A 25,352-nucleotide genomic window follows, 5' to 3' on the forward strand; every position below is an offset into this window, starting at 1 on the left:
CAGCGCCCGAGCACCGTTGACAATGGCAATCATAAATGGAACCCTGTTCCAAAATAATTCGTCCCGGCCTCCAGGTATCCACTCATGACCGCACCCCTGCCCCCTCACTCCCGCCACATCGACTGCGATCTGCTGGTCATCGGCTCCGGCGCCTCGGGCCTGGCCGCCGCTGTAACCGCCGCCTGGCACGGCTTGCGCGTGGTGGTGGTGGAAAAGCACGAGGCCTTTGGCGGCGCCACGGCCTGGTCCGGCGGCTGGGCGTGGGTGCCGGGCAACCCGCTGGCCAAGCGTGCCGGCATTCACGAAGACCCGCAGCAACCGCGCACCTACCTCAAGCACGAGTTGGGCGAGCGCTACGACGCCGCCCGCGTGGACGCCTTCCTCGACAACGCCCCGCACATGGTGGCGTTCTTCGAGCAGCACACCTCGCTGCAGTGGGTGGACGGCAACGGCATTCCCGACGTGCACGGCCACGTGGCGGGCGCCGCCACCCAGGGCCACCAGGTGATCGCCGCGCCGTACAACGCCCGGCAGATGGGCAAGCTGATCAAGCGCATGCGCAAGACCATGCGCGAGACCTCGTTCCTGGGCATGCCGATCATGGCCGGCGCCGACCTGGGCGCCTTCCTGACCATGACCCGTTCGCTGAAGTCATTCCTGCACGTGAGCAAGCGCTTCATCGCCCACCTGCGCGACCTGGCGCTGCACGGCCGGGCCATGCACCTGGTCAACGGCGTGGCCCTGGCAGGCCGCCTGGCCAAGTCGGCCGAAGACCTGGGCGTGCTGCTGATCGAATCGGCCCCGGCGCGCGAACTCCTGCGCGAGGACGGCAAGGTGCTGGGCGCGCGGGTCGACACCCCGCAGGGCCCCATGACCATCCGCGCCAGCAAGGGCGTGGTCCTGGCGGCCGGCGGCTTCCCCAACGACCTGGCCCGGCGCAAGGCGCTGTTCCCGCGCACCCCCACCGGCGCCGAGCACCTGGCGCTGCCGCCGCTGGCCTGCGCCGGGGACGGCATCAGCCTGGGCGAAGCGGCCGGCGGCGTGCTCGACACCAGCGTCGCCTCCCCTGCCGCCTGGGCGCCGGTGTCCCAGGTGCGGCACCGCGACGGCACGGTCGGGCACTTCCCGCACATCATCGAGCGCGGCAAGCCGGGCATCATCGGCGTGCTGTCCACCGGCAAGCGTTTCTGCAACGAGGCCGACGGCTATTATGACTACACCGCCGCCATGGTCGCCGGCGCCCCGGCCGGCGAGGAAGTGGCCTCGTGGCTGATCTGCGACCACCGCTTCCAGCGCCGTTTCGGCCTGGGCTACTCGCGCCCGTTCCCGCTGCCGGTGGGCCCGGCGGTGCGCAGTGGCTACCTGCAGCGCGCCGACACCCTGCACGCCCTGGCCGCCCAGTGCGGCATCGACGGCGATGCGCTGGCGCAGACGGTCAGGCAGTTCAACGAACACGCCCGCCGCGGTGAAGACCCGGAGTTCGGCCGCGGCTCCACCGCCTACAACCGCAAGATGGGCGACCCGCTGATCACCGACGGCAACCCGTGCGTGGCGCCCATCGAGACCGGGCCGTTCTATGCGGTGAAGGTGCGGCCGGGCAGCTTCGGCACCTTTGCCGGGCTCAAGACCAACGGCGACGCCCAGGTGCTCGACCAGGCAGGGGCGCCGATCAGTGGGTTGTATGCGGTGGGTACCGACATGGCCAGTGTGATGGGTGGTTTCTACCCTTCGGGTGGCATCAACCTGGGGCCGGCGTTGACCTTTGGGTATATTGCCGGGCGGCATGCGGCGGGGGTGACGGCGTATGAGGCGAACGCGTAGCGCCAGATCAAGCTTGTGATCTTGATCTTGATCTTGATCTTGATCTCGCTTTTGATCTGGCTCTTGATCTTGATCTTGATCTTGATCTCAGGCCCCGTTAAGCGCCAGGGCCGACCGGAGGCGTCGATCAACGGGCTGCCCGAAGGGCCGAGGCCGCAGGCCGAAGAGACGGTATCCCGCCCGCTTTGTTAGCGGGTGCCGTCTGCCCGTTGATCGGCGCCGGAGGGAGGGTACCCGTAGCGCAGCGAAGGGCCCAAGCAGGGGCGAGCCCTTTTTGCTTACTTTTTGGGGCGACTGCCAAAAAGTGAGTCGCCGTAAGGGCGAAACGGTCGGTGGTCGCGCCACGAAAATGGATATGTTCGAAATCGCCGAAGCGGGATTCGAAAGCCCTATGAATATCCAGCATTCAGGGTGATGCCACTTCACCTTTCCGCCCTTACGGCGGCTCACTTTTTGTCAAACGCCACAAAAAGTAAGCAAAAAAGGCTTGCCCCTGCTTGGGCCCTCCGCTGCGCTACGGGTCCCCTCCTTCCGGCGCCGCTCAACGGGCAGACGGCACCCGCTATAGAAGCCTGCGGGTTACCGTCTCTTCGGCCTGCGGCCTCGGCCCTTCGGGCAGCCCGTTGATCGACGCCTCCAGTCGGCCCGGGCGCTTTACGGGGCACACAATCAAGATCAAAAGCCAGATCAAAAGCCAGATCAAAAGCCAGATCAAAAGCCAGATCAAAAGCCAGATCAAAAGCCAGATCAAAAGCCAGATCAAGATAACAAGCCAAATCAACGGCAACAGCAACCGTGTTTCCCCAGCTTGGCTGCCCCACCAAAATCGCCACCTTTAACCCCTGCGCCGGACGGCACTAGCCAAACCGCGGAAAATGCATAAAATCTGCGCGCCGCATTCCCTGGCGGCCCTGTTCCAAGGCCTTTGCGGCGCATTTGCAGGTTCACTTCCGAGGTTTCAATGTCTCCACAATTACTGGCCATGGCGCTGGCGCCCCTGCTCGGGCTGTTCATCGTCAGCATGGGCAATGGCCTGATGTCGTCCATCACCACGCTGCGCCTGGACGCCGCCGGTGCGTCCGCCCTGCAGATCGGCCTGGTGTCGTCGGCTTATTTCATCGGCCTGGCACTGGGCTCGTTCTTCAATGACCGGCTGATCCTGCGCATCGGCCACATCCGCGCCTACAGCTGCTTCGCCTCGATGATCGCCGCCACCGTGCTGCTGCAAGGCCTGGGCAACGACACCACGGCCTGGTTCGTGCTGCGCCTGATCAACGGCTGGGCCTGCGTGGGCGTGTACCTGGTGATCGAGAGCTGGCTGCTGCTGGCCTCCGACCCCAAGGCCCGTGGCCGGGTGCTGGCGGTGTACATGATTGCCCTGTACGGCTCGGGCATGTTCGGCCAGGCGGCCATCGGCCTGGTGTCCGGCCTGGGCGACAGCGCGCCGTTCCTGATCACCGGCATGCTGGCGTCGCTGTCGGTGATGCCGGTGGTGATGATCCCCCGCGTCACGCCGCTGGTGGAGCGCGTCGAAGCGCTGAGCCCGCGGCAGTTGCTGCGGGTGACCCCTACCGGGGTGATGGGCTGCTTTGGCTCGGGGGTTGCCATCGCCGCGGTCTATACCCTGCTGCCGCTGTACCTGCAGCACCGCGGCATGGACCTGAGCCAGGTAGGGCAGATGATGGCCTGCGTGATCCTCGGCGCCATGCTGTTGCAGTACCCGGTGGGCCGCTGGTCCGACCGCCAGGACCGCCAGTGGGTGCTGATGGTGCTGTGCGCCGCCTGCCTGGTGCTGTCCCTGGCGATCATGGCGTTGCCGGCGTCCAGCCTGCTGCTGGGCGGGGCGCTGTTCCTGCTGGGTGGGGGGATTTTCGCCATCTACCCAGTGGCGGTCAGCCATTCCGCCGACCGCGCGCCGGCCGGCGCCGTGGTGCCGATGATCCAGGGCCTGCTGCTGATCAACTCGATCGGCTCGGCGCTCAGCCCCATGACCGTCGGGCAGCTGATGGCCAAGATGGGCGACAACGGCCTGTTCTGGGCCTTCGCCCTGCTGAACCTGGTGATGGTGGTGTACTTCGCCTGGCGCCGCACCCGCCGCGCCGCGCCAGAGAGCGCCGCGCCCTTCGCCGCGGCCGCGCAGATGTCGCCCACCGGCGTGGAGCTGCGGGTGACCGAAGACCTGCAAGCGGCCATGGACGAAGCCACCGAGGCCGCCGAGGCAGACGCCCGGGCGGCCTGACGCTACGCGGTCAGAACGTGGACTGCACCTGCAGGCCGGCGACTACGGCGTTCTGCACCTGGCGCACGCCACCGGGGTTGACCACGTACTGCAGGTTGGGCCGCACGTTCAACCACGGCGTCACCTGCACGCCGTAGTTCAGCTCCACGTCGTACTCGGTGTGTTGCAGGGGCACGAAGTCGGCGTCCGCATAGCTTGCGCCGCTGGCCAGGTTGGCCGCCTTGGCGTTGCGCAGGAACTGCTCGCTGGCGTGCAGGCGGGCCACGCCCAGGCCCAGGGTGTCGTTGGGCCGCGCGTCGAACGGGCCTTTGAACACCAGCGCCAGCTTCTGGTAGCTGTCCACCGCCGTGGTGGCGGCGTCGAAGGCGCTGACGTTGCCGTACAGCACCAGGCCACGGGCGGCGTCGCCGTTTACCGTGGTCAGCTGCTGCTTGCCGGTCAGCCACCAGCCATGCTGGCTGTCGTCGCGGCGGTAGTCGTCACCGGTCAGCGCGGCCGGCTGGTCGTTGGCGTCCTTGTACAGGTCGCTGGCCTTGGCGGTGCTGTAGTAGTAGCCGACTCGGTACTCGCCGGGCAACTGGCCCCGGGTCGGCGTCCACACCACTTCCACCGGGATCATCGCCCCCGTGGTGCCGGCGCCGTTGAGCTTGAAGCCGTTGCCGTTGTCGCCGTAGGAATCGTTGACGTCGAACACCCCCACCTGGGCGTAGACCTGGTCATTGAGCTTGTACTTGACCCGCGCCGCCCAGGTGCTGACCGGGCCCTGGGTAATGCTGTCGACGTAGTTGCCCGGCTGCGAACCACAGAACGCCAGGTTCTGGAACAGGCAGTCTTCCACGGCGAAGTCGTCGCCGAACGAGAAGCGACCGGCCTTGATGTTCAGGGCGTTGTCGAGGAAGCCCTTGCTGAACCACAGTTCGGCCAGGCGCGTGGTGCTGCCGTTGCCGGAAATTTCCTGCACCGCCGACAGGCTGCCGGCGCGCGGGTCGCTGATGCGGTCGTCGTTGAGGCTGCTGCCGTTGGTGTTGGACAGCTGCACCATGAACTGCGCGTCCTGCCAGCCCAGCAGCTTCTGCAGGTCGATGGCCGCGCCCAGGGTGAACTGGTCGGCGTAACGGGTGGCGTGGCCGTGGTTATAGCCGCCGTGCACGTTGCTGGCCGCCTCGCCCAGGTAGGCCATCTGGATGTCGATGCCCTTGTTGAGCAGCGCCGTGCGGGTGCCGCCCCAGTCGCCGGTCATCCATTGCGAGTCGGCGCCGAAGGCCCCGTCGGCGTGGGCGCCGAGGCTCCAGGTGCAGGTGGCGGCAAGGGTGAACAGCAGGGTTGATGGGCGGGCAAGCGAGTTCTTGTTGAATCGAGGCATGCTGGAAATCCGTTCAAGATGACGTGTCGTTGCGCACGTTGCGAATGCGAATCTAACTCACCCATGTAGTGTTAGTTAAGCAAACTAAACTAACTTTCATCGTGTGGTAAGCAATTGAATTGCAACCACTTACAGACATCAAAAAGATGTAAAAGAGCCGTCAATGAACTGATAAAAAAATGAAAGATGCGTGATGATCGCGGACGCGGCCTGCGGCCGCTGCTACGGGCACGCGTGTACCTCGTCTATCGCGTCGCCTGCATCGCGGCCAAGGCCGGCTCCTACCACGGACGGCGTAGGAGCCGACTTTAGTCGCGATGCAGACGACGCCGTTTCAGGACAGTTGCCGGGGGTCAGAACACCTGGATGGGGTAGTCCAGCACCAGCCGGAACTCGTTGGCATCGCCGTCCGGATCGCCCGCCGTGGCGCTGTGCCAGGCCTGGCGCACGCGGATGGACAAATCCCGCGCCGGCCCGGACTGAATCACGTACTTGGCCTCGATGTTGGTTTCATGGTGGCGCTCGTCGGCGCCATACATGCCGTAGTAGGCACTGGACGGAGACAGGTGCGTGCCGTCGATGTCGTAGCCGTAGACATAGCGCGTCATCAAGGTCAGCCCCGGCAGGCCGAAGGCCGCCATGTTCAGGTCATATTGCAACTTCCAGGACTTTTCCCCCGGGCCATTGAAGTCGGAATATTGCACCGAGTTGGCGATGAAACAGGAATCGCCGGGCTTGTTGTCGTCGCCGGTGCCCACGTAGTCGAATGGTGTATCGCCGTTGACCTTCTGGAAACTCAAGGTCAGGGTGTGGGCGGAGGCGAAAGTGTAGCCGGCGGCGATGGAGAAGGTGTTGTTGTCGATCGTGCCAGCCTTGGCCGCGCCTTGGTCGCGGGTGGAGTAGTAGTTGACATCCAGCGCCAGCGCCTGGCTGTCCGATAGTGCCCGGGTGTAGTTGAGGTTGCCGTAGTACTGGTCCCAGATATCCTGCAGGCGGCCGCCGTACAGCCCCAGGCTCCACGGTGTGTCAGCCAGGGCATAGCGGCCGCCGGCAAAGTCCATGGCGTTGGACGGCCGGTTGGCGTATGCGGCCCACAGGCTGCCGTTGCGGTTGGTCTGGTCCTGGCTGGTGGCCGAGTAGAAATGCCCGGCCTCGAGGTCCAGGTTGGTGATTTCGCTGCTCATCAGCTGGATGCCACTGGCGGTGACGGGCGTCAGGCGGCTGCCGCCCACGGCGAACACCGGGCTGGTGGCGGGCTGCATGTCGCCGATTTTCAGCAGGGTTTTCGACACCCGCAGCTTCAGCGCCGCACCGGCCTTGCCGTAGCTGTCATCAGGCTGCCCGTCGGCGCCCTCGGTGAGGTTGCCCGAGGTGTACCCCGGCACCGCGTATTTGTCCGGCGCCCACAGCTTCAGGCCCAGGTAGCCGAACGCGTCCACCCCTACCCCTACCGTGCCCTGGGTGAACCCTGAGGTGAACACCCCCTGCACGCCTTGGGTCCAGTCGCGGGCGTCGGGGGCGCCATTCTGGTTGTCACGGTTCCAGTAATAGTTGCGCAACAGCAGGTTCAGCGAGCCATCCTCGACAAAACCCTTGGCTGCTGCCTGGTCGCTGACAAACGCCGCACCCATCACCGCGGGGGTGTTTACCAAGCCCATGCCCACGGCCACCATCGTCCACTTGAATAAAGCCATCGCCCACACCTCTGCCTGGCCTGCGGCGCGCCGCAGGCCCAATAATTGATTTGATCCGGTTTGAATGGAGAACGCGGTGACACTCAGGGCTGTTGCGTTGGCAGCGCCCCGATGAAGCGGTTGGTGAAATAGTCATCGGTGGGCAGCGTGGCCTTGACGATGCCTTCGCTGCTGAAGAAATCCACCGCCTGGGCGACCCGCGCAGGCTCGATCTCGCCGAGCTGCTGCTGGTGGCCGTAGACGTACTGGGTGTACAGCGCCAGGATCTGCTCGACCTTGTGCTCCTTGCCCTGGTACGCCGGCACCGCTGCGGCGAAGGTTTTCGCCGCCTGGGCCGGGTCCTGGAGAATGTCGCGCAGGCCCATCAAGGTGGCGGTGACCATCTTCTGTACCAGCTCGGGGTGGTGGGCGATGGCGTCATCGGAGGCCAGGATCGACTGGGCCATGCCGTCGAACATCTGCGCCTGGGGTATCAGCTGCAGCGTGCGCCCGGCCTCCTCGGCGTTTACCACCCAGTCGGGCGAGCCGGCCATGGCATCGGCCTTGCCTTCGGCCAGCAACTGCCACACCCCCGCCGGCCCTGCGGCCTGGATATTGACCTCGTCCTTGTTGATGCCGGCCTTGCGCAGCGACGCCAGCAAGGCGTAGTACAGCGAGTCGGAATAGGACATCACTGTGACCGTCTTGCCGCGCAGCTGCTCGATGGCGCCGATGTGCTGCCCGGCATCGGTGGCCAGCAGGGTGTAGCCGTGGGTGCCCAGCACCGCCACGTTGCGCACTGGCACGCCGTGGGCGCGCACCACGATTGGCACGTCCCCACTGGCAGCGCCGAACAGGGCGTTGCCGGCGCCTACCTGCTTGGCCACGTCGACGCCGCCCTTGGCGGTCACCCAGTTGACCCGCAGGCCAAGCTGGGCGTAGTAGCCCTTCTGTTGGGCGATGATCCATGGCGCGAAACCGGGCAGGTTCGGCGGCGCGGGCATCAGGAAGGTGACGTCCTGCACCTCGGCCTGGGCCATGGGCAAGAGCACAGGGAATATAAATAACGCAGACAGCCACCAACGCATCAGACGCTTCATGAAGTACACCTTTGGTTGAGGAGGTTGGAGGGTTCCCGGGGACGGCCCGGGAACCTGCGGTCGCTAGCGACGGCTGCCGTGCACGACAAAGAATTCCGCACCTTGCATGGCCTGCCCCACCGCCGCTTCATAGGCGGCGCGCACGTGCGGCGGCTGGCCGGCCTGGCCAAAGAAGTCCTTGAGGTATGGCCCCAGCAGCGGGTGCGCGGCCAGCTGCTCGCGGGGCAGGCCCTGAATCAGTTCGTCGCGGCAGGCCGAGGGCAGGAACACGTCGCGGTTCTGCTCGGGGTCGAGGATCAAGCCCTTGGGCACGTGCGTGGGGTCTTCGCGCAGCGCGTCCAGTTCCTCGAAGAAGCGCCGGCGCATCATCACGATGCCGCGGTCGCTCTGGCCCAGGTGTTCGCGAGTGCGGTCGGTGACCTCGCCCTGCCCCACCCACACCACGAAGTCCTGGTTGGCCACGTGGCTGGTGATCCAGCGGCCGGTGACCGGGTCCTTGATGGGCCCGTACCAGGTGGGGATCTTGTCCTGCACGTAGGGTTCCTGTTCGCTGGGCACGCGGCTGAACACCCACAGGATGCTGAGGGTGCGGTAGTCATCGATAGGCACGCGCCATTCGAAGTGGTGGCCCAGGTAAAAGCCGTTGGGCCACAGGGTCACGCGGCCGACGTTCCACATCACGTCGTCCTGGGCTTCGCCCTCGCGCAGGCGGCGGTAGACGAAACCGTGCTCGAATTCGTCGAAGGCCAGTTGCAGGTGGGTGGGCACGTAGTCGACTTCATCGCTCTGCTGGCGCAGGGTCCAGTTGTTGTGGGTCCATTCAAAGTGCACCGGGTCGATGGAGTTTTCCTGGCACTGGAACCAGTTGCACGGGATCTCGGCGCAGACGACCTGGGCAAAACCGTTCTTGTAGTTGAACAGTTCCCAGTCCGGCAGCTGCGGGGCCGGCGCCGGGCCTAGGTAGGCCCACAGCAGGCCGGCCTTGGCCACCACCGGGTAGGCCTTGATTCTGGTCTTGTTGCGCATGCGCCCGCTGGGGTCGCAGGTGTCCTCGTAGGGCTGGTGCAGACAGCCGCCGCCCTGGTCGAACTGCCAGCCGTGGTAGCTGCAGCGCAGGCCAGTCTGCTCCACGTAGCCGTAGGACATGTCGGCGTTGCGGTGCGGGCAGCGGCGGTCCATCAGGCCGTAGGTGCCGCTCAGGTCCTTGTACAGCACCAGGTCCTCGCCCATCAGGGTCAGGGTCTTGATGGCCTTGTCGTCGAACTCGCTTTCGCCGGCGATGGGTTGCCAGTAGCGGCGCAGGTAGTCGCCCATGGGGGTGCCCGGGCCGACCTGGGTCAGGGTCTTGTTCTTTTCTTCACTGAGCATGGGAATGCCTCATCAGGTGTGTGCAGGGGGGTGGCAGCGGTTCAGCCCAGCGCGACGTTCCAGGCGTCGTAGCCGTAGACCCAGTCGGCGTTGCCGCCGGCCTTGAGCCACTGGTTACCGCGTGAGCCGACCTGGATCTGGCTGGCGCGTTGCAGCCGCGCCTGCTGGTAGGTGTGCAGCGCGCTGGCAAGGTCTGTGTCCGGCAGGCTCAAGGCGCGGGCCAGCACTACCGCATCCTCGATGGCCTGCCCGGCGCCCTGGGCCATGAACGGCATCATCGGGTGGCAGGCGTCGCCCAGCAGCGCCAGGCGACCCTGGGTCCAGTGCGGTAGCGGGTCGCGCTCATACAGGGCGGTCTTGAGCACTTCGTCGCAGGCGGTGAGCAAGGCCACGGCATCGGGGTGGAAGCCTGCGTAGGCGCGCTGCAGTTCGCTGACGCTGCCGCGGGTGGTCCAGCTTTCCAGGTGCCAGGTGGCCTGGGCGGTGGTGGCGAAGATGAAGATGTCGCGCCCACGGTTCAGCGGGAAGGTGACGATCTGGCTTTCAGGGTTGGGGCCCCACCATTTGGTGAAGGCCTGCAGGTCCGGCACATGTGCCAGCTTGTGCGCGGGCACCACGGCGCGGTAGGCCACCACGCCGGTAAAGCGCGGCTGCTCGGCGCCGAACATCGCGGTGCGCACGGCGGAATGGATGCCGTCGGCGCCAATCACCAGGTCAGCCTGGGCCTGGGCGCCGTCGACGAAGGTCAGGGTCACCCCGGCTGCATCCTGGGCGATGGTTTCGCAGCGCTTGGCGAACTGCACCTGCTCAAGGGGAAAGGCGCCTGCCAGGGCGGCCAGCAGGTCGGCGCGGTGGATGGTCAGTTGCGGTGCGCCGTACTGCTGTTCGGCGCTGTCGCCCATGGCCAGGCGCGAGGTTTCCTCGCCGCTGTCCCATAGGCGGCTGATGCGGTGACTGGGGCGCGCGGCCGGTTCACGCACGGCGGCGCCTACACCCAGGCCGTCGAGGGCGCGCACGGCATTGGGGGTCAGGTTGATGTCGGCGCCCACGCGCAGGAAGGCCTGGGCCTGTTCGAACACGGTCACCTGGTGGCCGGCGCCGCGCAAGGCGATGGCGGCGCACAGGCCACCGATGCCGGCACCGATGATGGCAATTTTCATGGGTACTGCTCCTTTCTGGTTGACGGGAGCAGCAATGCAGAATGAATGCCATTAATTCCTTTTTTAAGGAATTAATTGAATATCGTTATCTTTCAATTAGTTAATGGGTTCCATGGGCGAAACGTTCACCAGTGAAACAGGCCTTGCACCACGATGCCGCGCGCTGTCACTGCGCTACCCAAAAAGGTGTTCCCACGGGGTATGATTGCCGCCCATGGACACTTCACCTGAAAAGAAACGCCGCGGGCGCCCTGCCCACACCGCCGCCATCGGCCGCGAAGGCCTGATCGACGCCACCCTCGAGCTGTTGCGCAGCATCGCCCCCACCGACCTGACGCTGCAGGACATCGCCCGGCAGGTAAAGGTCGACCCGGCGTTGATCCGCTACTACTTCGGTGGCAAGGACGGCCTGCTGCGCGCCGCCACCTTGCACCTGATGGACGTGACCCAGCTGGGCGCCCAGGCGTTGGCCGACGGCCAGGGCGTGGAGGCGATGTTGTATGGGCGCATTCGCCTGATCATCGACATTGGCCGGCAGAACCCGCATTTCGTGCAGCTGGTGCTGCGCGAGATCTACCAGGGCGACGACCCCGAGCCCGGCGCGGTGCTGGACCTGATTGCCCAGCGCGGTGTGGCGCTCAGCGCGGCGATCCTTGAGGCCCGCCCGCCTGCGCCGGCCTTGCCGGTCATCGATGCGCGCATGCTGCACGTGGCGCTGGTGGGTGCATGCACCTTCTTCGCCACGGCGCAGCCGTTGTTCGGGGTGTTGTTCAACGGCAGCAGCGATGAAGCGTTGGCCGAGCAGTATTCGCGGTTTCTGACCGGTCTGTTATTGCGCGGTATCGGCGCAGCCCCGTAGCAGCGGCCGCAGGCCGCGTCCGGCTGCGGCGCGGTGCCACTGGGGAGCGCGGCGGTTTCGGACGCGGCCTGCGGCGGATGGCCGCCCCGCCGCTCCCACAAGACAGTTGCTGCTACGGGAGATCTGCGTAGCAGCTGCCGTCAGGCGGCGTCCGGCTGCGGCGCGGTGTGCCTGGGGGGACGCGGCCTGCGGCCGCTGCTACGGGGGTTACTTGGAGACGGGCATGGCGAACTCGGCGCCCTGCTCGATGCTCTCCGACCAGCGCTGCATGATCGACTTCTGCTTGGTGTAGAACCGCACGCCTTCGGTGCCGTAGGCGTGCATGTCGCCGAACAGGCTCTTCTTCCAGCCACCGAAGCCGTGCCAGGCCATGGGCACCGGGATGGGCACGTTGATGCCGACCATGCCCACCTCGATGCGCCGGGCGAACTCGCGGGCGATGTTGCCGTCACGGGTGAAGCAGCTGACGCCGTTGCCGAACTCGTGGGCGTTGACCAGTTGCAGCGCCTCGGCAAAATCGCGCACGCGCACGCAGGCCAGCACCGGGCCGAAGATTTCCTCGCGGTAGATGCTCATCTCCGGGGTCACGTGGTCGAACAGCGTGGCGCCCAGCCAGAAGCCGTTTTCCAGCCCCGACTCGCCAGGCCTGTAGTCGCGGCCATCGAGCAACAGCTGTGCGCCCGCCTCCACGCCCTGGCCGATGTAGCCCTTGATGCGCTCCAGCGCGGCGCGGGAGACGATGGGGCCCATCTCGGCCTTGAGGTCGCGGCCGTCGGTGATGCGCAGTTCACGGGCGCGCTGGGTCAGGGCGGCGACCACCTTGTCACCGACGTCACCCACCAGCACCGCCACTGAGATGGCCATGCAGCGCTCGCCGGCACTGCCGTAGGCGGCGCCCATCAGCGCGTCGACCGTGCGGTCTATATCGGCGTCAGGCATCACCACCATGTGGTTCTTGGCCCCGCCCAGGCCCTGCACGCGCTTGCCGTGGCGGGCGCCGGTCTCGTAGATGTACTGGGCGATGGGCGTCGAGCCGACGAAGCTGATGGCGCGCACGTCGGGGTTTTCCAGCAGCGCGTCGACCGCTTCCTTGTCGCCCTGCACCACGTTGAACACGCCCTTGGGCAGGCCGGCTTCACGCAGCAGCTCGGCCATGAACAGCGAGGCGCTCGGGTCGGTGGGGCTGGGCTTGAGGATGAAGGTGTTGCCGGCGGCGATGGCGATCGGGTACATCCACATGGGCACCATCACCGGGAAGTTGAACGGCGTGATGCCGGCCACCACGCCCAGGGCCTGGCGCATGGTCCAGTTGTCCATGCCGCGCGAGACCTGGTCGGAGTGCTCGCCCTTGAGCAGGTGTGGGATGCCGCAGGCGAATTCGAGGATGTCGATGCCGCGGTCCACTTCGCCCTGGGCGTCGGTAAACACCTTGCCGTGCTCGGCGACGATGATGTGCGCCAGTTCGTCCTTGCGCTCGCGCAGCAGGTGCAGGTACTGGAACAGCACGCGGGCGCGGCGGATGGGTGCGGTTTCGCTCCAGTCGCTGAAGGCGGCCTGGGCGGCGGCGACGGCTTCGTCGACAGTCTGCCGGCTGGCCAGCGCCACGCGGCCGGTGACGGCGCCGGTGGCCGGGTTGTAGACGTCCTGGTAGCGGTCATCACGCGACACGCGCTGGTCGTTGATGTAGTGCTCGATGGTGGTGGTCATGGCAGGTGATCCTGGGTGAGGGACAAGGCTGGCAGCCCGCGTTGAATACACCTTAGGCTTTCACTTTGTTCAAGACCAGAGCAGAATCCAGAACTGATTGTCCACATAGGCGAACAATACCCTCATGGAAAAGTCCGAGATCGAAGGTTTGTGGACGCACATCCACTGGCTGTCGGTGCTGGAGGAACATGGCACCTACACCGCCGCCGCAGCTCGCCTGGGGGTGAGCAAATCGGCGGTGAGCCAGCGCATCAGCGACCTGGAAAAGGCCACCGGCACCCGCCTGGTCACCCGCACCACGCGCAGCGTGCGCCTGACCGACGCCGGCCAGTCGCTGACCCGCGAGGTACGCAGCGCCTACGAGCACATTGCCCGCAGTTTTTCCTCGGTGCGTGACTCAGCCGGCGAGATCCGCGGCCTGGTGCGCCTGACCGCGCCGGTGGCGTTCGCCCGCCAGCAGTTGGTGCCGCACCTGTCGGGGTTCCTGCGCCAGTACCCGCAGGTGCGCATCCAGCTGGACGTGTCCGACGCCTTGAGCTCGCTGGCTGCCGAGGGTTACGACCTGGCCGTGCGCCACGGCTTCCAGGTGCCCGAAACCCATGTGGCGTGGAAGCTGTGCGACACCCATTCGGTGCTGGTGGCCACCCGCGATTACCTGCAACGCGAGGGCCAGCCCCATGACCCGGCGGCGCTGGCCGGGCACAACTGCCTGTACTACCCGCGCGGGGCCGACCAGCCGGCCTGGACCTTCGAACACGCCAGGGGTGGCGAGCGGGTGACCGTGCCGATTGCCGGCAGCTTCGCCACCAACAACAGCGAAGCCCTGCGCGACGCCGCCCTCAACCACCTGGGCATCGCCCTGCTGCCCGACTTCAGCGCCCAGGCGGCGCTGAATGCAGGTACCCTGGTACACGTGCTCAAGGACTGGACGCTGAAAGGTGCCTTCGCCGATGAGATCTACCTGATACGCCCATATTCGCCCCACGTGCCGAAGTCGGTGACGGCGTTGGTGGCGTACCTCAAGGCGCGGCTGGCGGGCGGGTTCACGGCCAGCCCGTAGCAGCGGCGAGGCGGCCATCCGCCGCAGGCCGCGTCATGCGGGGTGCCTGATGCACTGCGGTCGCAAGACGCAGCCTGCGGCAGCTGCTACGCGGGTTCGGTGTAGCCCTTCTTCAGTGCACACCGGAGCCTGTAGCAGCGGCCGCAGGCCGCGTCCGAACACACCGCATATCCCCCGGTACGCAGCCTGGCGGCAGCTACGCGAATGCGTATACCCCTTAGATCGCGTCGACTGCATCGCGGCCAAGGCCGGCTCCTACCACGAACGGTGTAGGAGCCGACTTTAGTCGCGATGCAGGCAACGCAGTTTCAAGACCTGAGAACGCGTCACAGACGCCACGCTTCGAGAGGCACGGTGCAGGCACTCAGGGCCGCCTGCCGACCTCCACCTGCTGGGCGGTCCAGGCTTTGACCTGCTCGCTCAGGCTCAGCCCCAGGCCGGGGCGCTTGGGCACCAGCATGCGGCCGTCGCGGGTTTCCAGGCGTTCGTTGAACAGCGGCTCCAGCCACTCAAAGTGCTCCACCCAAGGCTCGGTCGGGTAAGCAGCGGCCAGGTGCACGTGCAGCTCCATGGCGAAATGCGGCGCCAGCATCAGCCCGGCCTGCTCGGCCATGGCCGCCACCTTCAGGTAGGGGGTGATGCCGCCCACGCGCGGCGCGTCGGGCATCAGGAAGTCGGCGCCGCGCAGCTTGATGAACTCGGCGTGCTCGGCAACGCTGGTGAGCATCTCGCCGGTGGCGATGGGCGTGTCGAACTGCTGCGCCAGGGCGGCGTGGCCTTCGGCGTCGTAGCAGTCCAGCGGCTCCTCGATCCAGATCAGGTTGTAGGGCTCGAACTGCCGGCACATGCGCTGGGCGGTGGGCCGGTCCCACTGCTGGTTGGCGTCGACCATCAGCGGGAACTTGTCGCCCAGGTGGCGGCGCACGGTGCTGACGCGTTCGATGTCGATGGCGCAGTCCGGCTGGCCGACCTTGAGCTTGATGCCGCCGATGCCCTTTTCGCGGGACAGGTCGGTGTTCTTCAGCAACTGGTCCAGCGGCGTGTGCAAGAAGCCGCCGGAGGTGTTGTAGCAGCGCACGCTGTCGCGTTGGGCACCCAGCAAGCGCGCCAGCGACAGGTTGGCGCGCTTGGCCTTGAGGTCCCACAGGGCCACGTCAAAGGCGCCGATGGCCTGGGTGGACAAGCCGCTGCGGCCCACCGAGGCACCGGCCCAGCACAGCTTGGTCCATAGCTTGGCGATGTCACTGGGGTTTTCGCCGAGCAGCGCCGGGGCGATCTCCTGTGCGTGGGCGAACTGCCCCGGGCCCCCTGCCCGCTTCGAATAGCTGAAGCCCAGGCCACGGTGGCCATCCCTGGTCTCGATCTCGGCGAACAGCATGGCGATCTCGGTCATCGGCTTCTGCCGCCCGGTGAGCACCTTGGCGTCACTGATGGGGTTGGCCAGCGGCAGGAACACCGAGGACACGCGCACCCAGGCAATGGCGTCGTCGTCACCGGTGGGCAAAGCTTGTTGTTGTGTGAGCATGAGCGCTCTCCTTGTTAACGGGACAGGGAAGTATCGGGGGTGGCCGCAGGCGTGGCCTGGGGCTGCGGTTCGGCAAAATCATCGAGGTCCAGGCGCTTGAGCGGCCCGACGATGAACAGGTAGGCGAAGGCGCCCAGCAGGCCCATGGCGGCCACGTACATCAGCGCCACATCGAAGGAGCCCAGCTGGTTGATCATCACACCGATGGCGATGGGCGTGACGATGCTGGCCAGGTTGCCGCAGAAGTTGAACATGGCGCCGCTGATGCCCATGGCCCGGGCCGGTGACACGTCGCCGACGATGCACCAGCCCAGGTTGCCGACGCCCTTGGCGAAGAACGCCAGGGACATCACCGCGATCACCACGGTGAGCGAGGCGCTGTAGTTGGCGACGACGATGCTGCTGGACAGCAGCAGGCCGCAGATGATCGGGGTCTTGCGCGCGGCAGTGAGGCTGAAGCCCTTGCGCAGCATCCAGTCCGACCACACGCCGCCAACTACCCCACCCAGGCAGCCGGCGACGGGCGGGATGGCGGCTACCAGGCCGACCTTGAGCAGGGTCATGCCCTTGGCTTCGATCAGGTAGGTGGGGAACCAGGTCAGGAAGAACCAGGTGATGGAGGTGAGGCAGAACTGGCCCAGGTAGATGCCGACCATCATGCGGTTGGCGCCGATGGCCTTGACGCGCTGCCAGCTGAACGGGGTCTTCACGTCGCCGATGGTGGGCAGGCCGCCACCGGCCTCGATGTAGTCGATCTCGGCCTGGTTGACGCGGTGGTCCTTGCGCGGCTCGCGCACCAGGCGGAACCAGGCCAGGCCAATGGCGATGCCGGCAAGGCCGGTGACCCAGAACACATGCTGCCAGCCCCAGGTGCTGACCAGCCACACCATCAGCGGCGTGAACGCCGCCAGGGCGAAATACTGCGCCGACTGGAACACCGCCGTGGCCAGGCCACGCTCCTGGCGCGGGAACCACATCACCGTCAGGCGGTTGTTGGCCGGGAACGCCGGGGCCTCGGCCACGCCCATCAAGAAGCGCAGGCCGAACAGCACCAGGAACGCCGAGGCGAAGTAGTCGACGTAGCCCTGCAGGAAGGTCAGCGTCGACCACAGGATCAGGCTGGCGCCCAGCACCACCCGCGAACCATAGCGGTCGAGGATCACCCCGCCCGGCAGCTGCATGGCGGTGTAGGCCCACCCGAAGGCGGAGAAGGCGATGCCCATGGTCATGGCGTCGAAGCCCAGGTCGCCGCGCATGCTCGGGGCGGCGATGGACAGCGTGGCGCGGTCGACGTAGTTGAACACCGTGACGATGAAAATCAGCGTCAGGATCAGGTAGCGGACGCGGGTCCTGGCGACGGGGGGCGTGGCTGGGTTCACTTGTTATTTTCCTTGTTGTGAGTGGTGCGGTGGCTCGGTGCAAGCTCCTTTGATACGAAAATGATTGCGCAATCATCAGCACTTATAAAATACACTGATTGCGCAATCATGCAACGGCTATCCGTCAGGCACAGGTACGTTGCAACCAACGTAGGAGCCGACCTTGGTCGCGATCAACAAACGCCGATCTGTAGCCGCTGCCGTCAGGCTGCGCTGGCCGGTGTGAACCCTGCAAGTCTTCAGCGCGGCATAGGGCCAGCGCAGCCTGCGGCAGCGGCTACGCGGTGCCTATGGCCGCCCCAGCCCTACAAGCCATGGCCGTTATGCAGGCGACATCAAAGGTGTGTGGGTTAAGATATCTCCCCCTCCCCACCGTAGACCCGCCCCCCTGATGGCCAAGAAGTCGAACAAGGACCTTTCACTTTCCGCCAGCGGCGCCGCCGGCGTGCCCGGCTACACGTTGATCGACGTGGCACGCGTGGCCGGGGTCTCACCCATTACCGTGTCTCGCGCCCTGCACCGCCCCGAGCTGGTCAGCGAGCGCACCCGCGACAAGGTGCGCGAGGCCGCGCGGGCCATGGGCTACGTGCCGAACATGCTGGCCGGCGGGCTGGCCACCAACAAAAGCCGGCTGGTGGCGATTTTCCTGCCCACCATTGCCAACTCGATCTTCGCCGACACCGTGCAGGCGGTGATGGACCGCCTCACCGCCGCCGGTTATCAGACCCTGATCGGCCTCACCGGCTACAGCGCCGAGCAGGAAGAAGCGCTGCTGGAAGCCGTGCTGGGCCGGCGCCCCGACGGCATCGTGCTGACCGGCACCCTGCACACCGAGGCCAGCCGCCAGCGCCTGGCGTCGGCGCGCATTCCGGTGGTGGAAGCCTGGGATTTGAGCGAGGCGCCCATCGACATGCTGGTGGGCTTTTCCCACGAACAGGTGGGCGTGGGCATCGCCCGCAACCTGCTGGGCAAAGGCTACCGGCGCTTCGCCGTGGTGACCCTCGACGACCCGCGTGGGCTGCGCCGCGTGGCCAGCCTGAAAGCCGAGCTGCAGGCCCACGGCATCACCGACACGCCCACCGAAATACTCCCCGCTCCCGCCATCCTGGCCTCCGGCCGGCTGGGCCTGCAGGGCCTGCTGGACAAGGGCCATGACCCGCAGGTGGTGGTGTGCAGCTCGGACACCATTGCCCAGGGCGTGCTGGCGGAGGCGGCCAGCCGCGGCCTTCGCGTGCCGGAAGACCTGGCGGTGATGGGCTTCGGCGACCTGAGCAGTGCTGCCCACGTGCACCCGCCGCTGTCCACCGTACAGGTGAACGGCGCGTTGATCGGCCAACAGGTGGCCGAGGCGTTGCTGGCACGGTTGCGCGCCACGCCAGGCACCGAGGCGGCGGCGCCGGTGTGCATTGATACGGGGTTCAGCATCATTGACCGGCAGAGCACGCGCGATATCGGTTAGCCGCCATTTGCGTCTAAGCATAATGCTATTGGGTATTTGGTATATACCAAACACCCAATTATAAAGGGCCATCACTTCATAGCGAACAAGGCCTACCCTCCATGCTGCCACTGCGGATCATGCTCGAATACTTCCACCCCTGGCCCAACTCGGCCGGCTTCTACCTGGCGCGTGAACGCGGCTGGTACGCCGACGCCGGCCTTGACGTGGAGCTGTGCGTGCCCGACCCTGAGCGTGGCGACAGCCTGCAGCACCTGCTGGACGGCGCGGTACAGTTGAGCGTGTTCCCCAGCAACCGCCTGCTGGTGCGCCGCGACCAGGGCCAGCCGCTGAAGGGCGTGGCGGCCATCAACCATGACGGTTTGGAAGCTTTCCAGACCCTGCGCGAATTCGCCATCCAGCGCCCCCGCGACCTGATGGGCAAGCGCCTGGCCATGAACCCCACCCCGCGCGGGCTGGCCATGGTGCGCGACCTGGTGCGCCAGGACGGTGGCGACCCGGACGCGGTGATCATCGTCGATGCCGGCGCCCGCGAGCTGCGCCCCGAGGAGCTGGCCGCCGGCGTGGCCGATGCCAGCTTCGGTGGCTACTGGGCCTGGGAGGCGCTGATGGACAGCCCGGTGGCGGCCGAACGCCGGGTGGTACACCGGGTCAGCCGCTGGGGCGCGCCGGCCTACCACAGCTACCTGCTGGGCGCCCGCGAGGACTGGATCGACGCCAACCCACAGGTGCTGCGCGCCTTCCTCGCCGCCACCGCGCGCGGTTTCGAGAGCGTGGCCGCCGAGCCGCAACGGGCGCGCCATGCCTACGAACGGGTGATTCCCTATTTCCCCGGCGCGCTGATCGAGCAGTCACTTGCGCACATCGCCCCCACCTGGCTGCATGAAGGCCGCTTTGGCCAGCAACGCCAGGCGCTGCTGGAACCTTACGCCAACTGGCTGCACCAGCATGGCATCCTGCAACGGCCCGATGCCTGGGCCAACGCCACCACCAACGCCTACCTGCCCGGGGAGGCGCGATGAGCCAACTGCTGCACAGCCATGGCCTGGCCGGCGAAATAGTCGCGCCGGTGTGGGCGCCGCTGACCGAGGCCGAGTTGCAACCGCTGCTGGCCCACTACCCGCAACTGGGCACCCTGCAGCGCATCGACTGGCACAGCCCGCGGCCCTTCTCCGCCGCCGCGCTGATCAGCACCGCGCACGGCGAGTGGTTCGTCAAACGCCACTTTCATCAGGTGCGCTCGCAGCCTTGGCTTGCGGAGGAACACCGTTTCATCCAGCACCTGCGCCGCCATGGCGTACCCGCCCCGGACGTGCAGGTGAACAGCCACGGCGCCACGGCTGTCGCCCACGGGCAGTGGACCTACGAGGTGCACGCGCGCTCACCGGGTGACGACCTGTACCGCGACGCCCAGTCCTGGTCGCCATTCCACAGCCTGGCCCATGCCCACGCCGCCGGCACGGCGCTGGCCCGCCTGCACCTGGCAGCCGCAGATTTTGACGCCGCGCCACGCCAGGCCAGCGTGCTCACCAGCCGCTGCCACGCCTTCACCCAGCCCGACCCGCTGGCCGTGCTGGCCGAGCAAATAGCCAACAGCCCGGCGCTGAGCCGCTACCTGGCCCACCGCGACTGGCGCAGCGAACTGGCCGACGCCCTGCTGCCCGCCCATGCCGCCCTGCTGCCGCACCTGGCCAGCCAGGCGCCCCTGTGGACCCACAACGACTGGCACGCCTCGAACCTGTTGTGGGCCGACGGCGAGGTGCGCAGCGTGCTCGACTTCGGCCTGTGCGACCGCACCTTCGCCCTGTACGACCTGGCCACCGCGCTGGAGCGCAACGCCATTCCCTGGCTGGACCTGGACGCAGGCGGCGTGGCCCGCGCCGACCTGGCCACGGTGGACGCCCTGCTGGGCGGCTACGCCAGCGTGCGCCCGCTGTCACCGGCCGACCTGCAGGCGTTGGCCGCCTGGCTGCCGCTGGTGCACGCCGATTTCGCCGTGTCCGAAACCGAGTACTTCGCCGGCATCCTCGACGACCGCGCCAGCGCCGACATCGCCTGGGACGACTACCTGTTGCGCCATGCGGTGTGGTTCCAGGGCAGCGAAGGCCAGCGCCTGATCGAACATTTGCGGGGCTGGTTATGAACCGTTTGCTGGTAGACCCGACCTGGCTGGCAGAACAGTTGAACGCCGGCGACCTGGTGCTGCTGGACGCCACCGTGGACCTGCGCGCGCCGCGCTTCGACGGTGACTACCAGGCCTTCAGCGGCGAACCCGGCTGGCGCGCCGCGCACATTCCCGGCGCCCGCCACGCCGACCTGCTTGAACGCCTGCACGACGCCCAGGCCAGCTATAGCTTTGCCATGCCGCCGCTGCCGCAACTGGCTACCGAGTTGCAGGCCCTGGGCGTCGGCCAGCACAGCCGCGTGGTGATCTACGACCGCAGCGACGGCTTCTGGGCGGCGCGGTTGTGGTGGATGCTGCGCAGCGTTGGTCTTGCGGCCGCGATTCTGGACGGTGGCCTGAACGCCTGGCGCCAGGCCGGCCTGCCGCTGGCCAGCGGCGCTGCCAACACCCCCGGGGCTGCAGCGCCTGCGACCTTGCACGCGCAACCCGGCTACTGGGCCACCCTGGAACAGGTGCAGGCGGTGAGCGAAGGGCGCCTGCCCGGCCACCTGATCTGCGCCCTGGGCCAGGCCGTGTTCGATGGCAGCGCGGCCACCCGCTACAGCCGCCGCGGGCACATTCCCAACAGCCGCAACCGCCCGGCGCGGCAGCTGTTCGACGCCAGCGGGCGCTACCACCCTGCCCCCCTGCTGCGCCAGGCCCTGGCGGTGGACGCCCTGCCCGAACCGCTGCTGCTGTACTGCGGCGGCGGCATCTCCGCCGCCGCCACGGCCTTCGCCCTGGCGCTGCTGGGGCGCCACGATGTCACCCTGTTTGACGGCTCGCTGCAGCAATGGAGCGCCGACCCTGCCTTGCCAATGACCACCGGAGCAGCTCCGGCCTGAAAAACCAATAGGTCAGGTCATGACCCATGCGCGTGGCTTTACGGCCCCGCGCAGGGTAGCCTGCACCCAAAAAAATCATGCGCGACAAGGAGCTGCCCCATGTTTCCCCCTATTCCCTTCCGGGCCCGTGTGCTGGCGACGAGCATTGCCCTCGCCTCGCCGTGGGTGGCCGCGGAAGAACCGACGACGCTGAGCGCCGTCACCGTCACCGGTGACGCGCCCGACAGCTACCGGGCCGATCATGCCTCGGTCACCGGCCTCAGCGATACGCCGCTGCTGGACACCCCTGCCGCCGTGTCGGTGTTCAACGCGCAACTGCTGCAAGACCAGCAGGTGCGCCTGCTCAGTGAAGTGCTGCGCAACGACGCCGCCGTGGGCGACAGCTACGCGCCCATCGGCTACTACGAGAACTTCGTGGTGCGCGGCTTTTCCCTGAACGCCGCCAGCAGCTACAAGATCAACGGCCGCACCATCACCGGCGAGCAGAACGTGGCGCTGGAGAACAAGGAGCAGGTGGAAGTGCTCAAGGGCCTGGCCGGCCTGCAAAGCGGCGTCAGCGAGCCGGGCGGGGTCATCAATTACCAGACCAAGCGCCCTACCGACGTGCGCTCGGTGACCGTCTCCACCGACGAGCAAGGCGGCCGCTACCTGGCCACCGACCTGGGCACCTGGTTCGGCAGCGAGCAGCAATTCGGCGTCCGGACCAACCTGGCCCACGAGGACATTCGTTCCTACGTCGACCACGCCGACGGCAGCCGCGACTTCGGCTCGGTGGCCTTCGACTGGAACATCGACCCACGCTCCAGCCTGCAACTGGACGTCGAATACCAGCACCGCGAACAACGCTCGGTGCCCGGCTACCAGCTGCTGGGCGGCACCGAGGTGCCGCACCACGCCGACCCGCACGACCTGTTGGGCTACCAGAGCTGGTCGAACCCGGTGGGCATCACCTCGCTGAACATGGAAGGCCGCTACCACTACCAACTGACCGATGACTGGAGCGCGCAACTGAGCCTGTCGCGCAGCCGGGTGATCATCGACGACTACAGCGCCTTCCCCTATGGCTGCTACTACGGCGCCGGCTGCACGGCCACTACCAGTTCGTTCAGCAGCAGCGGCGACTACGACATCTACGACTACCGCAACCCCGACGACACCCGCCGCAACGACGAGGCCGAGGCCTCGCTGAGCGGCGCGTTCAACGCCTTCGGCCTGCGCAACGAACTGGACGTGGGCGTCAGCGCGTTCCGCCGCACGGTGGACCAGCGCGACGCCATCAACGAGTACGTGGGCAGCGGCAACATCGGCGCCACGCCGCCCACCTACGCCCCCTACGACGGCAGCCTGAACCACACCTACCGCCACCTCGACAGCCGCCAGTACGGCCTGTTCATCAACGACCGCCTGCACCTCAATGAGCAGTGGCAGCTGGTGCTGGGCGGCCGCGAGGTGCGCCTGGACGAAAAGGCCTTCGACGCCGACGGCGGCACCACGCGCCATACGCAGATGTGGGAGTTCCTGCCCAACCTGGCGGTGGTCTACAAGCCCACCGACGACCTGTCGCTGTACACCCGCTACAGCAAGGGCCTGTCCCTGGGCAGCGAGGCGTCGTGGTTCGCCAGCAACGCCGGCGAGACCCTGGCGCCGACGATCTCGCGGCAGCTGGAAGTGGGCATCAAGCAGGACTGGCAACGCCTGAGCCTGGGCGCGGCGCTGTTCCAGATCACCCAGGCCTACCAGTTCCCGCGGCCCAACGGCGACGGCACCTTCACCTACGTGCAACAGGGCAAGCAGAAGAACATCGGCCTGGAGCTGACCGCCAGCGGCCGCGCCACCGAGCGCCTGCAGCTCAACGCCAGCGTCGCCGCCACCCGCGCGCGGGTCACCGACAGCGGCGTGGACGCCTACGAAGGCCACCAGGCCATCAACGTGCCCACCCTGCGCGCCAGCTTCTACGGCGACTACAGCGTGCCAGGCATCGACGGCCTGGCGCTGCTGGGCGGCGTGCAGTACAGCGGCAAGAAATACGCGAACCGCGAAGGCACGGTGCAGGTCGGCGATTACGCGGTGTTCAACGCCGGCAGCCGCTACACCACGCGCATCGAAGGGTACGATACGGTGTTTCGCCTGAGCGTCGACAACCTGTTCGACAAGCGCTACTGGCGCGACGTGGGCGAATACGCCGGCGACGACTACCTGTTCCTGGGCGCCCCGCGTACCGCGCGGCTGTCCGCCACCGTCAACTTCTAAGGGCTGCAACCATGTCGAACCTGGAAATACTCGCGGTCATCGTCAACGTCCTCGGCGTCTGGCTGACCGCCCGCCGCACCCCCTGGTGCTGGCCCGTGGGCGTGGTGGCGGTGCTGCTTTACGTGTGGATTTTCTATGACGTGAAGCTGTACTCGGACATGCTGCTGCAGGTGCTGTTCGCCGGCCTGCAGGGCTACGGCTGGTGGCGCTGGCGCACTGGGCGCCTGGCCCAGGGCAAGGTGCGCATCGAGCCGTTGCCGGCGCGCGTGGCGCTGCTGAGCCTGGTGGCCGGCGCCGTGCTGTCGGTGCTGCTGGGCACGGCCATGGCGCACTTCACCGACGCCGCCGTGCCGTGGCTGGACGCCACCCTCACCGGCTACAGCCTGGTGGCCAGCTATTGGGCGGCGCGCAAGTTCGTCGCCAATTGGTGGCTGTGGATCGCCCTGGATGCGGTGTACACCGGCCTGTACTACTACAAGGAACTGCCGCTGACCGCGGTGCTGTACGCCGGCTTCATCGTGCTGGCGGTGTATGGCCTGCGCGCCTGGCAGCGTGACCTGGCGCAGCAGCCGCGCGAAGCGGCGCAGCAGGCGGTGGCATGAGCATCCGCCCCGCCCAGGCCCAGTACCTGCGCATTGGCGAGCAGCTGGCCGAGGACATCGCCAACGGCCGCCTGGCGCCGGGCGCGCGCCTGGCCACCGAACGCGACATGGCCGCGCAGTTCGGCTGCACCCGCGTCACCCTGCGCCAGGCACTGCAGCGCCTGGAGGCCCAGGGCGCGTTGTACCGCGGCCACCGGCGCGGCTGGTTCGTGTCGCCGGTGCCCATCCGCTACGACCCCACGCGCATCACCGGCTTCATGGATTACGTCAGCGCCCAGGGCCGCGAGCCGCGCACCGAGTGCCTGCTGGCCGAGCTGCGTGCGGCCGATGCCTGGCTGGCCCAGCGCATGCAGGTAGCCGTCGGTGAGCCGTTGTTCCAGCTGCAGCGGCGGCGCTGGGTGGACGGCCGCCCGGTGCTGCTGGAGACCAATGTGCTGAACCCCAGCGCCTGCCCTGGCCTGCTCGACCAGCGCCTGGACGGTTCGCTGACCGCCCTGCTGCGCGACCATTACGGCCGCCAGCAGGCACGCAGCCAGATCAGCCTCAAGCCGTGCCTGCTGGACGAGGAACAGAGCGAACGGCTGGAGATTGCCAGCGGCTCCAGCGGGTTGTACCTGGAGCGGCTGTGCTTTGACGAGGACAGCAACGTGGTGGAACTGGACCTGGAATTCTGGCGCCCGGATGCAGTGGAAGTGACGCTGGCGGTGGGGGGTTCGTAGCAGCAACTGTCTTGTGGGAGCTGGCTTGCCAGCGAGCTTTTATGGCCCCAACAGCTCGC

The 25,352-nt window shown here is 67.1% G+C and carries 20 protein-coding genes; 11 read left to right on the plus strand and 9 right to left on the minus strand.

Going from position 1 to position 25,352, the window contains the following annotated elements:
* The first annotated feature begins 84 nt into the window (after positions 1-84).
* Positions 85-1,821 carry an FAD-dependent oxidoreductase gene (locus RAM80_RS02220; protein ID WP_416424603.1) on the plus strand — a complete coding sequence of 579 codons (1,737 nt, stop codon included), beginning with the start codon at positions 85-87 and terminating at the stop codon, positions 1,819-1,821.
* A gap of 446 nt (positions 1,822-2,267) precedes the next feature.
* Here RAM80_RS02220 and RAM80_RS02225 read toward each other — a convergent pair whose 3' ends face one another.
* Entirely contained in the window at positions 2,268-2,654 is a 387-nt protein-coding gene (locus RAM80_RS02225) for a hypothetical protein (RefSeq protein ID WP_416424604.1), read from the minus strand.
* A gap of 128 nt (positions 2,655-2,782) precedes the next feature.
* On the opposite strand from RAM80_RS02225, the gene RAM80_RS02230 reads away from it, so the two are divergent.
* Positions 2,783-4,060 carry an MFS transporter gene (locus RAM80_RS02230; protein WP_416424605.1) on the plus strand — a complete coding sequence of 426 codons (1,278 nt, stop codon included), beginning with the start codon at positions 2,783-2,785 and terminating at the stop codon, positions 4,058-4,060.
* Positions 4,061-4,070: 10 nt separating this feature from the next.
* Here RAM80_RS02230 and RAM80_RS02235 read toward each other — a convergent pair whose 3' ends face one another.
* From RAM80_RS02235 to RAM80_RS02255, 5 genes are all read right to left on the minus strand, one after another.
* On the minus strand, positions 4,071-5,423 hold the full coding sequence (locus tag RAM80_RS02235; protein ID WP_416424606.1) for a carbohydrate porin: 1,353 nt from the start codon (positions 5,421-5,423) through the stop codon (positions 4,071-4,073).
* A gap of 353 nt (positions 5,424-5,776) precedes the next feature.
* Positions 5,777-7,117 (minus strand): OprD family porin, encoded by a 1,341-nt coding sequence (locus RAM80_RS02240; RefSeq protein ID WP_416424607.1) that lies wholly within the window; start codon positions 7,115-7,117, stop codon positions 5,777-5,779.
* Between the two features lie 83 nt (positions 7,118-7,200).
* Positions 7,201-8,184, minus strand: a complete 984-nt coding sequence (locus RAM80_RS02245) for an ABC transporter substrate-binding protein (RefSeq protein WP_416427400.1) — start codon at positions 8,182-8,184, stop codon at positions 7,201-7,203.
* A gap of 75 nt (positions 8,185-8,259) precedes the next feature.
* Positions 8,260-9,564, minus strand: coding sequence for a Rieske 2Fe-2S domain-containing protein (locus tag RAM80_RS02250; RefSeq protein ID WP_416424608.1), 1,305 nt, complete (start codon positions 9,562-9,564; stop codon positions 8,260-8,262).
* Between the two features lie 41 nt (positions 9,565-9,605).
* Positions 9,606-10,724, minus strand: a complete 1,119-nt coding sequence (locus RAM80_RS02255; RefSeq protein WP_416424609.1) for an FAD-dependent monooxygenase — start codon at positions 10,722-10,724, stop codon at positions 9,606-9,608.
* A 214-nt stretch (positions 10,725-10,938) separates the two neighbouring features.
* Here RAM80_RS02255 and RAM80_RS02260 point away from each other — a divergent pair, with 214 nt between their 5' ends.
* Entirely contained in the window at positions 10,939-11,583 is a 645-nt protein-coding gene (locus tag RAM80_RS02260) for a TetR/AcrR family transcriptional regulator (protein ID WP_416424610.1), read from the plus strand.
* Positions 11,584-11,790: 207 nt separating this feature from the next.
* Here RAM80_RS02260 and RAM80_RS02265 read toward each other — a convergent pair whose 3' ends face one another.
* Positions 11,791-13,290, minus strand: a complete 1,500-nt coding sequence (locus RAM80_RS02265; protein ID WP_416424611.1) for a CoA-acylating methylmalonate-semialdehyde dehydrogenase — start codon at positions 13,288-13,290, stop codon at positions 11,791-11,793.
* Between the two features lie 124 nt (positions 13,291-13,414).
* Between RAM80_RS02265 and RAM80_RS02270 the strand changes: the two genes are divergently transcribed.
* Positions 13,415-14,350, plus strand: a complete 936-nt coding sequence (locus tag RAM80_RS02270) for a LysR family transcriptional regulator (RefSeq protein WP_416424612.1) — start codon at positions 13,415-13,417, stop codon at positions 14,348-14,350.
* Between the two features lie 364 nt (positions 14,351-14,714).
* Here RAM80_RS02270 and RAM80_RS02275 read toward each other — a convergent pair whose 3' ends face one another.
* Complete coding sequence (locus RAM80_RS02275) at positions 14,715-15,875, minus strand: L-talarate/galactarate dehydratase (protein ID WP_416424613.1); 1,161 nt, start codon at positions 15,873-15,875, stop codon at positions 14,715-14,717.
* A 14-nt stretch (positions 15,876-15,889) separates the two neighbouring features.
* A complete protein-coding gene (locus tag RAM80_RS02280; RefSeq protein WP_416424614.1) occupies positions 15,890-17,254 on the minus strand; it encodes an MFS transporter in 1,365 nt (454 codons plus the stop codon).
* Positions 17,255-17,645: 391 nt separating this feature from the next.
* Here RAM80_RS02280 and RAM80_RS02285 point away from each other — a divergent pair, with 391 nt between their 5' ends.
* From RAM80_RS02285 to RAM80_RS02315, 7 genes are all read left to right on the plus strand, one after another.
* Positions 17,646-18,713 carry a LacI family DNA-binding transcriptional regulator gene (locus tag RAM80_RS02285; protein WP_416424615.1) on the plus strand — a complete coding sequence of 356 codons (1,068 nt, stop codon included), beginning with the start codon at positions 17,646-17,648 and terminating at the stop codon, positions 18,711-18,713.
* A 101-nt stretch (positions 18,714-18,814) separates the two neighbouring features.
* Positions 18,815-19,735, plus strand: a complete 921-nt coding sequence (locus RAM80_RS02290; protein WP_416424616.1) for an ABC transporter substrate-binding protein — start codon at positions 18,815-18,817, stop codon at positions 19,733-19,735.
* Entirely contained in the window at positions 19,732-20,856 is a 1,125-nt protein-coding gene (locus tag RAM80_RS02295) for a phosphotransferase enzyme family protein (RefSeq protein ID WP_416424617.1), read from the plus strand. Before RAM80_RS02290 ends, RAM80_RS02295 begins: the two co-directional genes overlap by 4 nt.
* Complete coding sequence (locus RAM80_RS02300; RefSeq protein ID WP_416424618.1) at positions 20,853-21,722, plus strand: sulfurtransferase; 870 nt, start codon at positions 20,853-20,855, stop codon at positions 21,720-21,722. The genes RAM80_RS02295 and RAM80_RS02300 overlap by 4 nt, the downstream gene beginning before the upstream one ends.
* 99 nt (positions 21,723-21,821) lie before the next feature.
* Complete coding sequence (locus tag RAM80_RS02305) at positions 21,822-23,972, plus strand: TonB-dependent siderophore receptor (protein WP_416424619.1); 2,151 nt, start codon at positions 21,822-21,824, stop codon at positions 23,970-23,972.
* Between the two features lie 11 nt (positions 23,973-23,983).
* Positions 23,984-24,574: a nicotinamide riboside transporter PnuC gene (gene pnuC, locus RAM80_RS02310; RefSeq protein WP_416424620.1), complete on the plus strand. Its 591-nt coding sequence runs from the start codon at positions 23,984-23,986 to the stop codon at positions 24,572-24,574.
* Positions 24,571-25,293, plus strand: a complete 723-nt coding sequence (locus tag RAM80_RS02315; RefSeq protein WP_416424621.1) for a UTRA domain-containing protein — start codon at positions 24,571-24,573, stop codon at positions 25,291-25,293. The genes pnuC and RAM80_RS02315 overlap by 4 nt, the downstream gene beginning before the upstream one ends.
* Positions 25,294-25,352 lie beyond the last annotated feature (59 nt).

It is taken from the genome of Pseudomonas sp. App30 (assembly GCF_047947025.1).
GTDB lineage: Bacteria > Pseudomonadota > Gammaproteobacteria > Pseudomonadales > Pseudomonadaceae > Aquipseudomonas.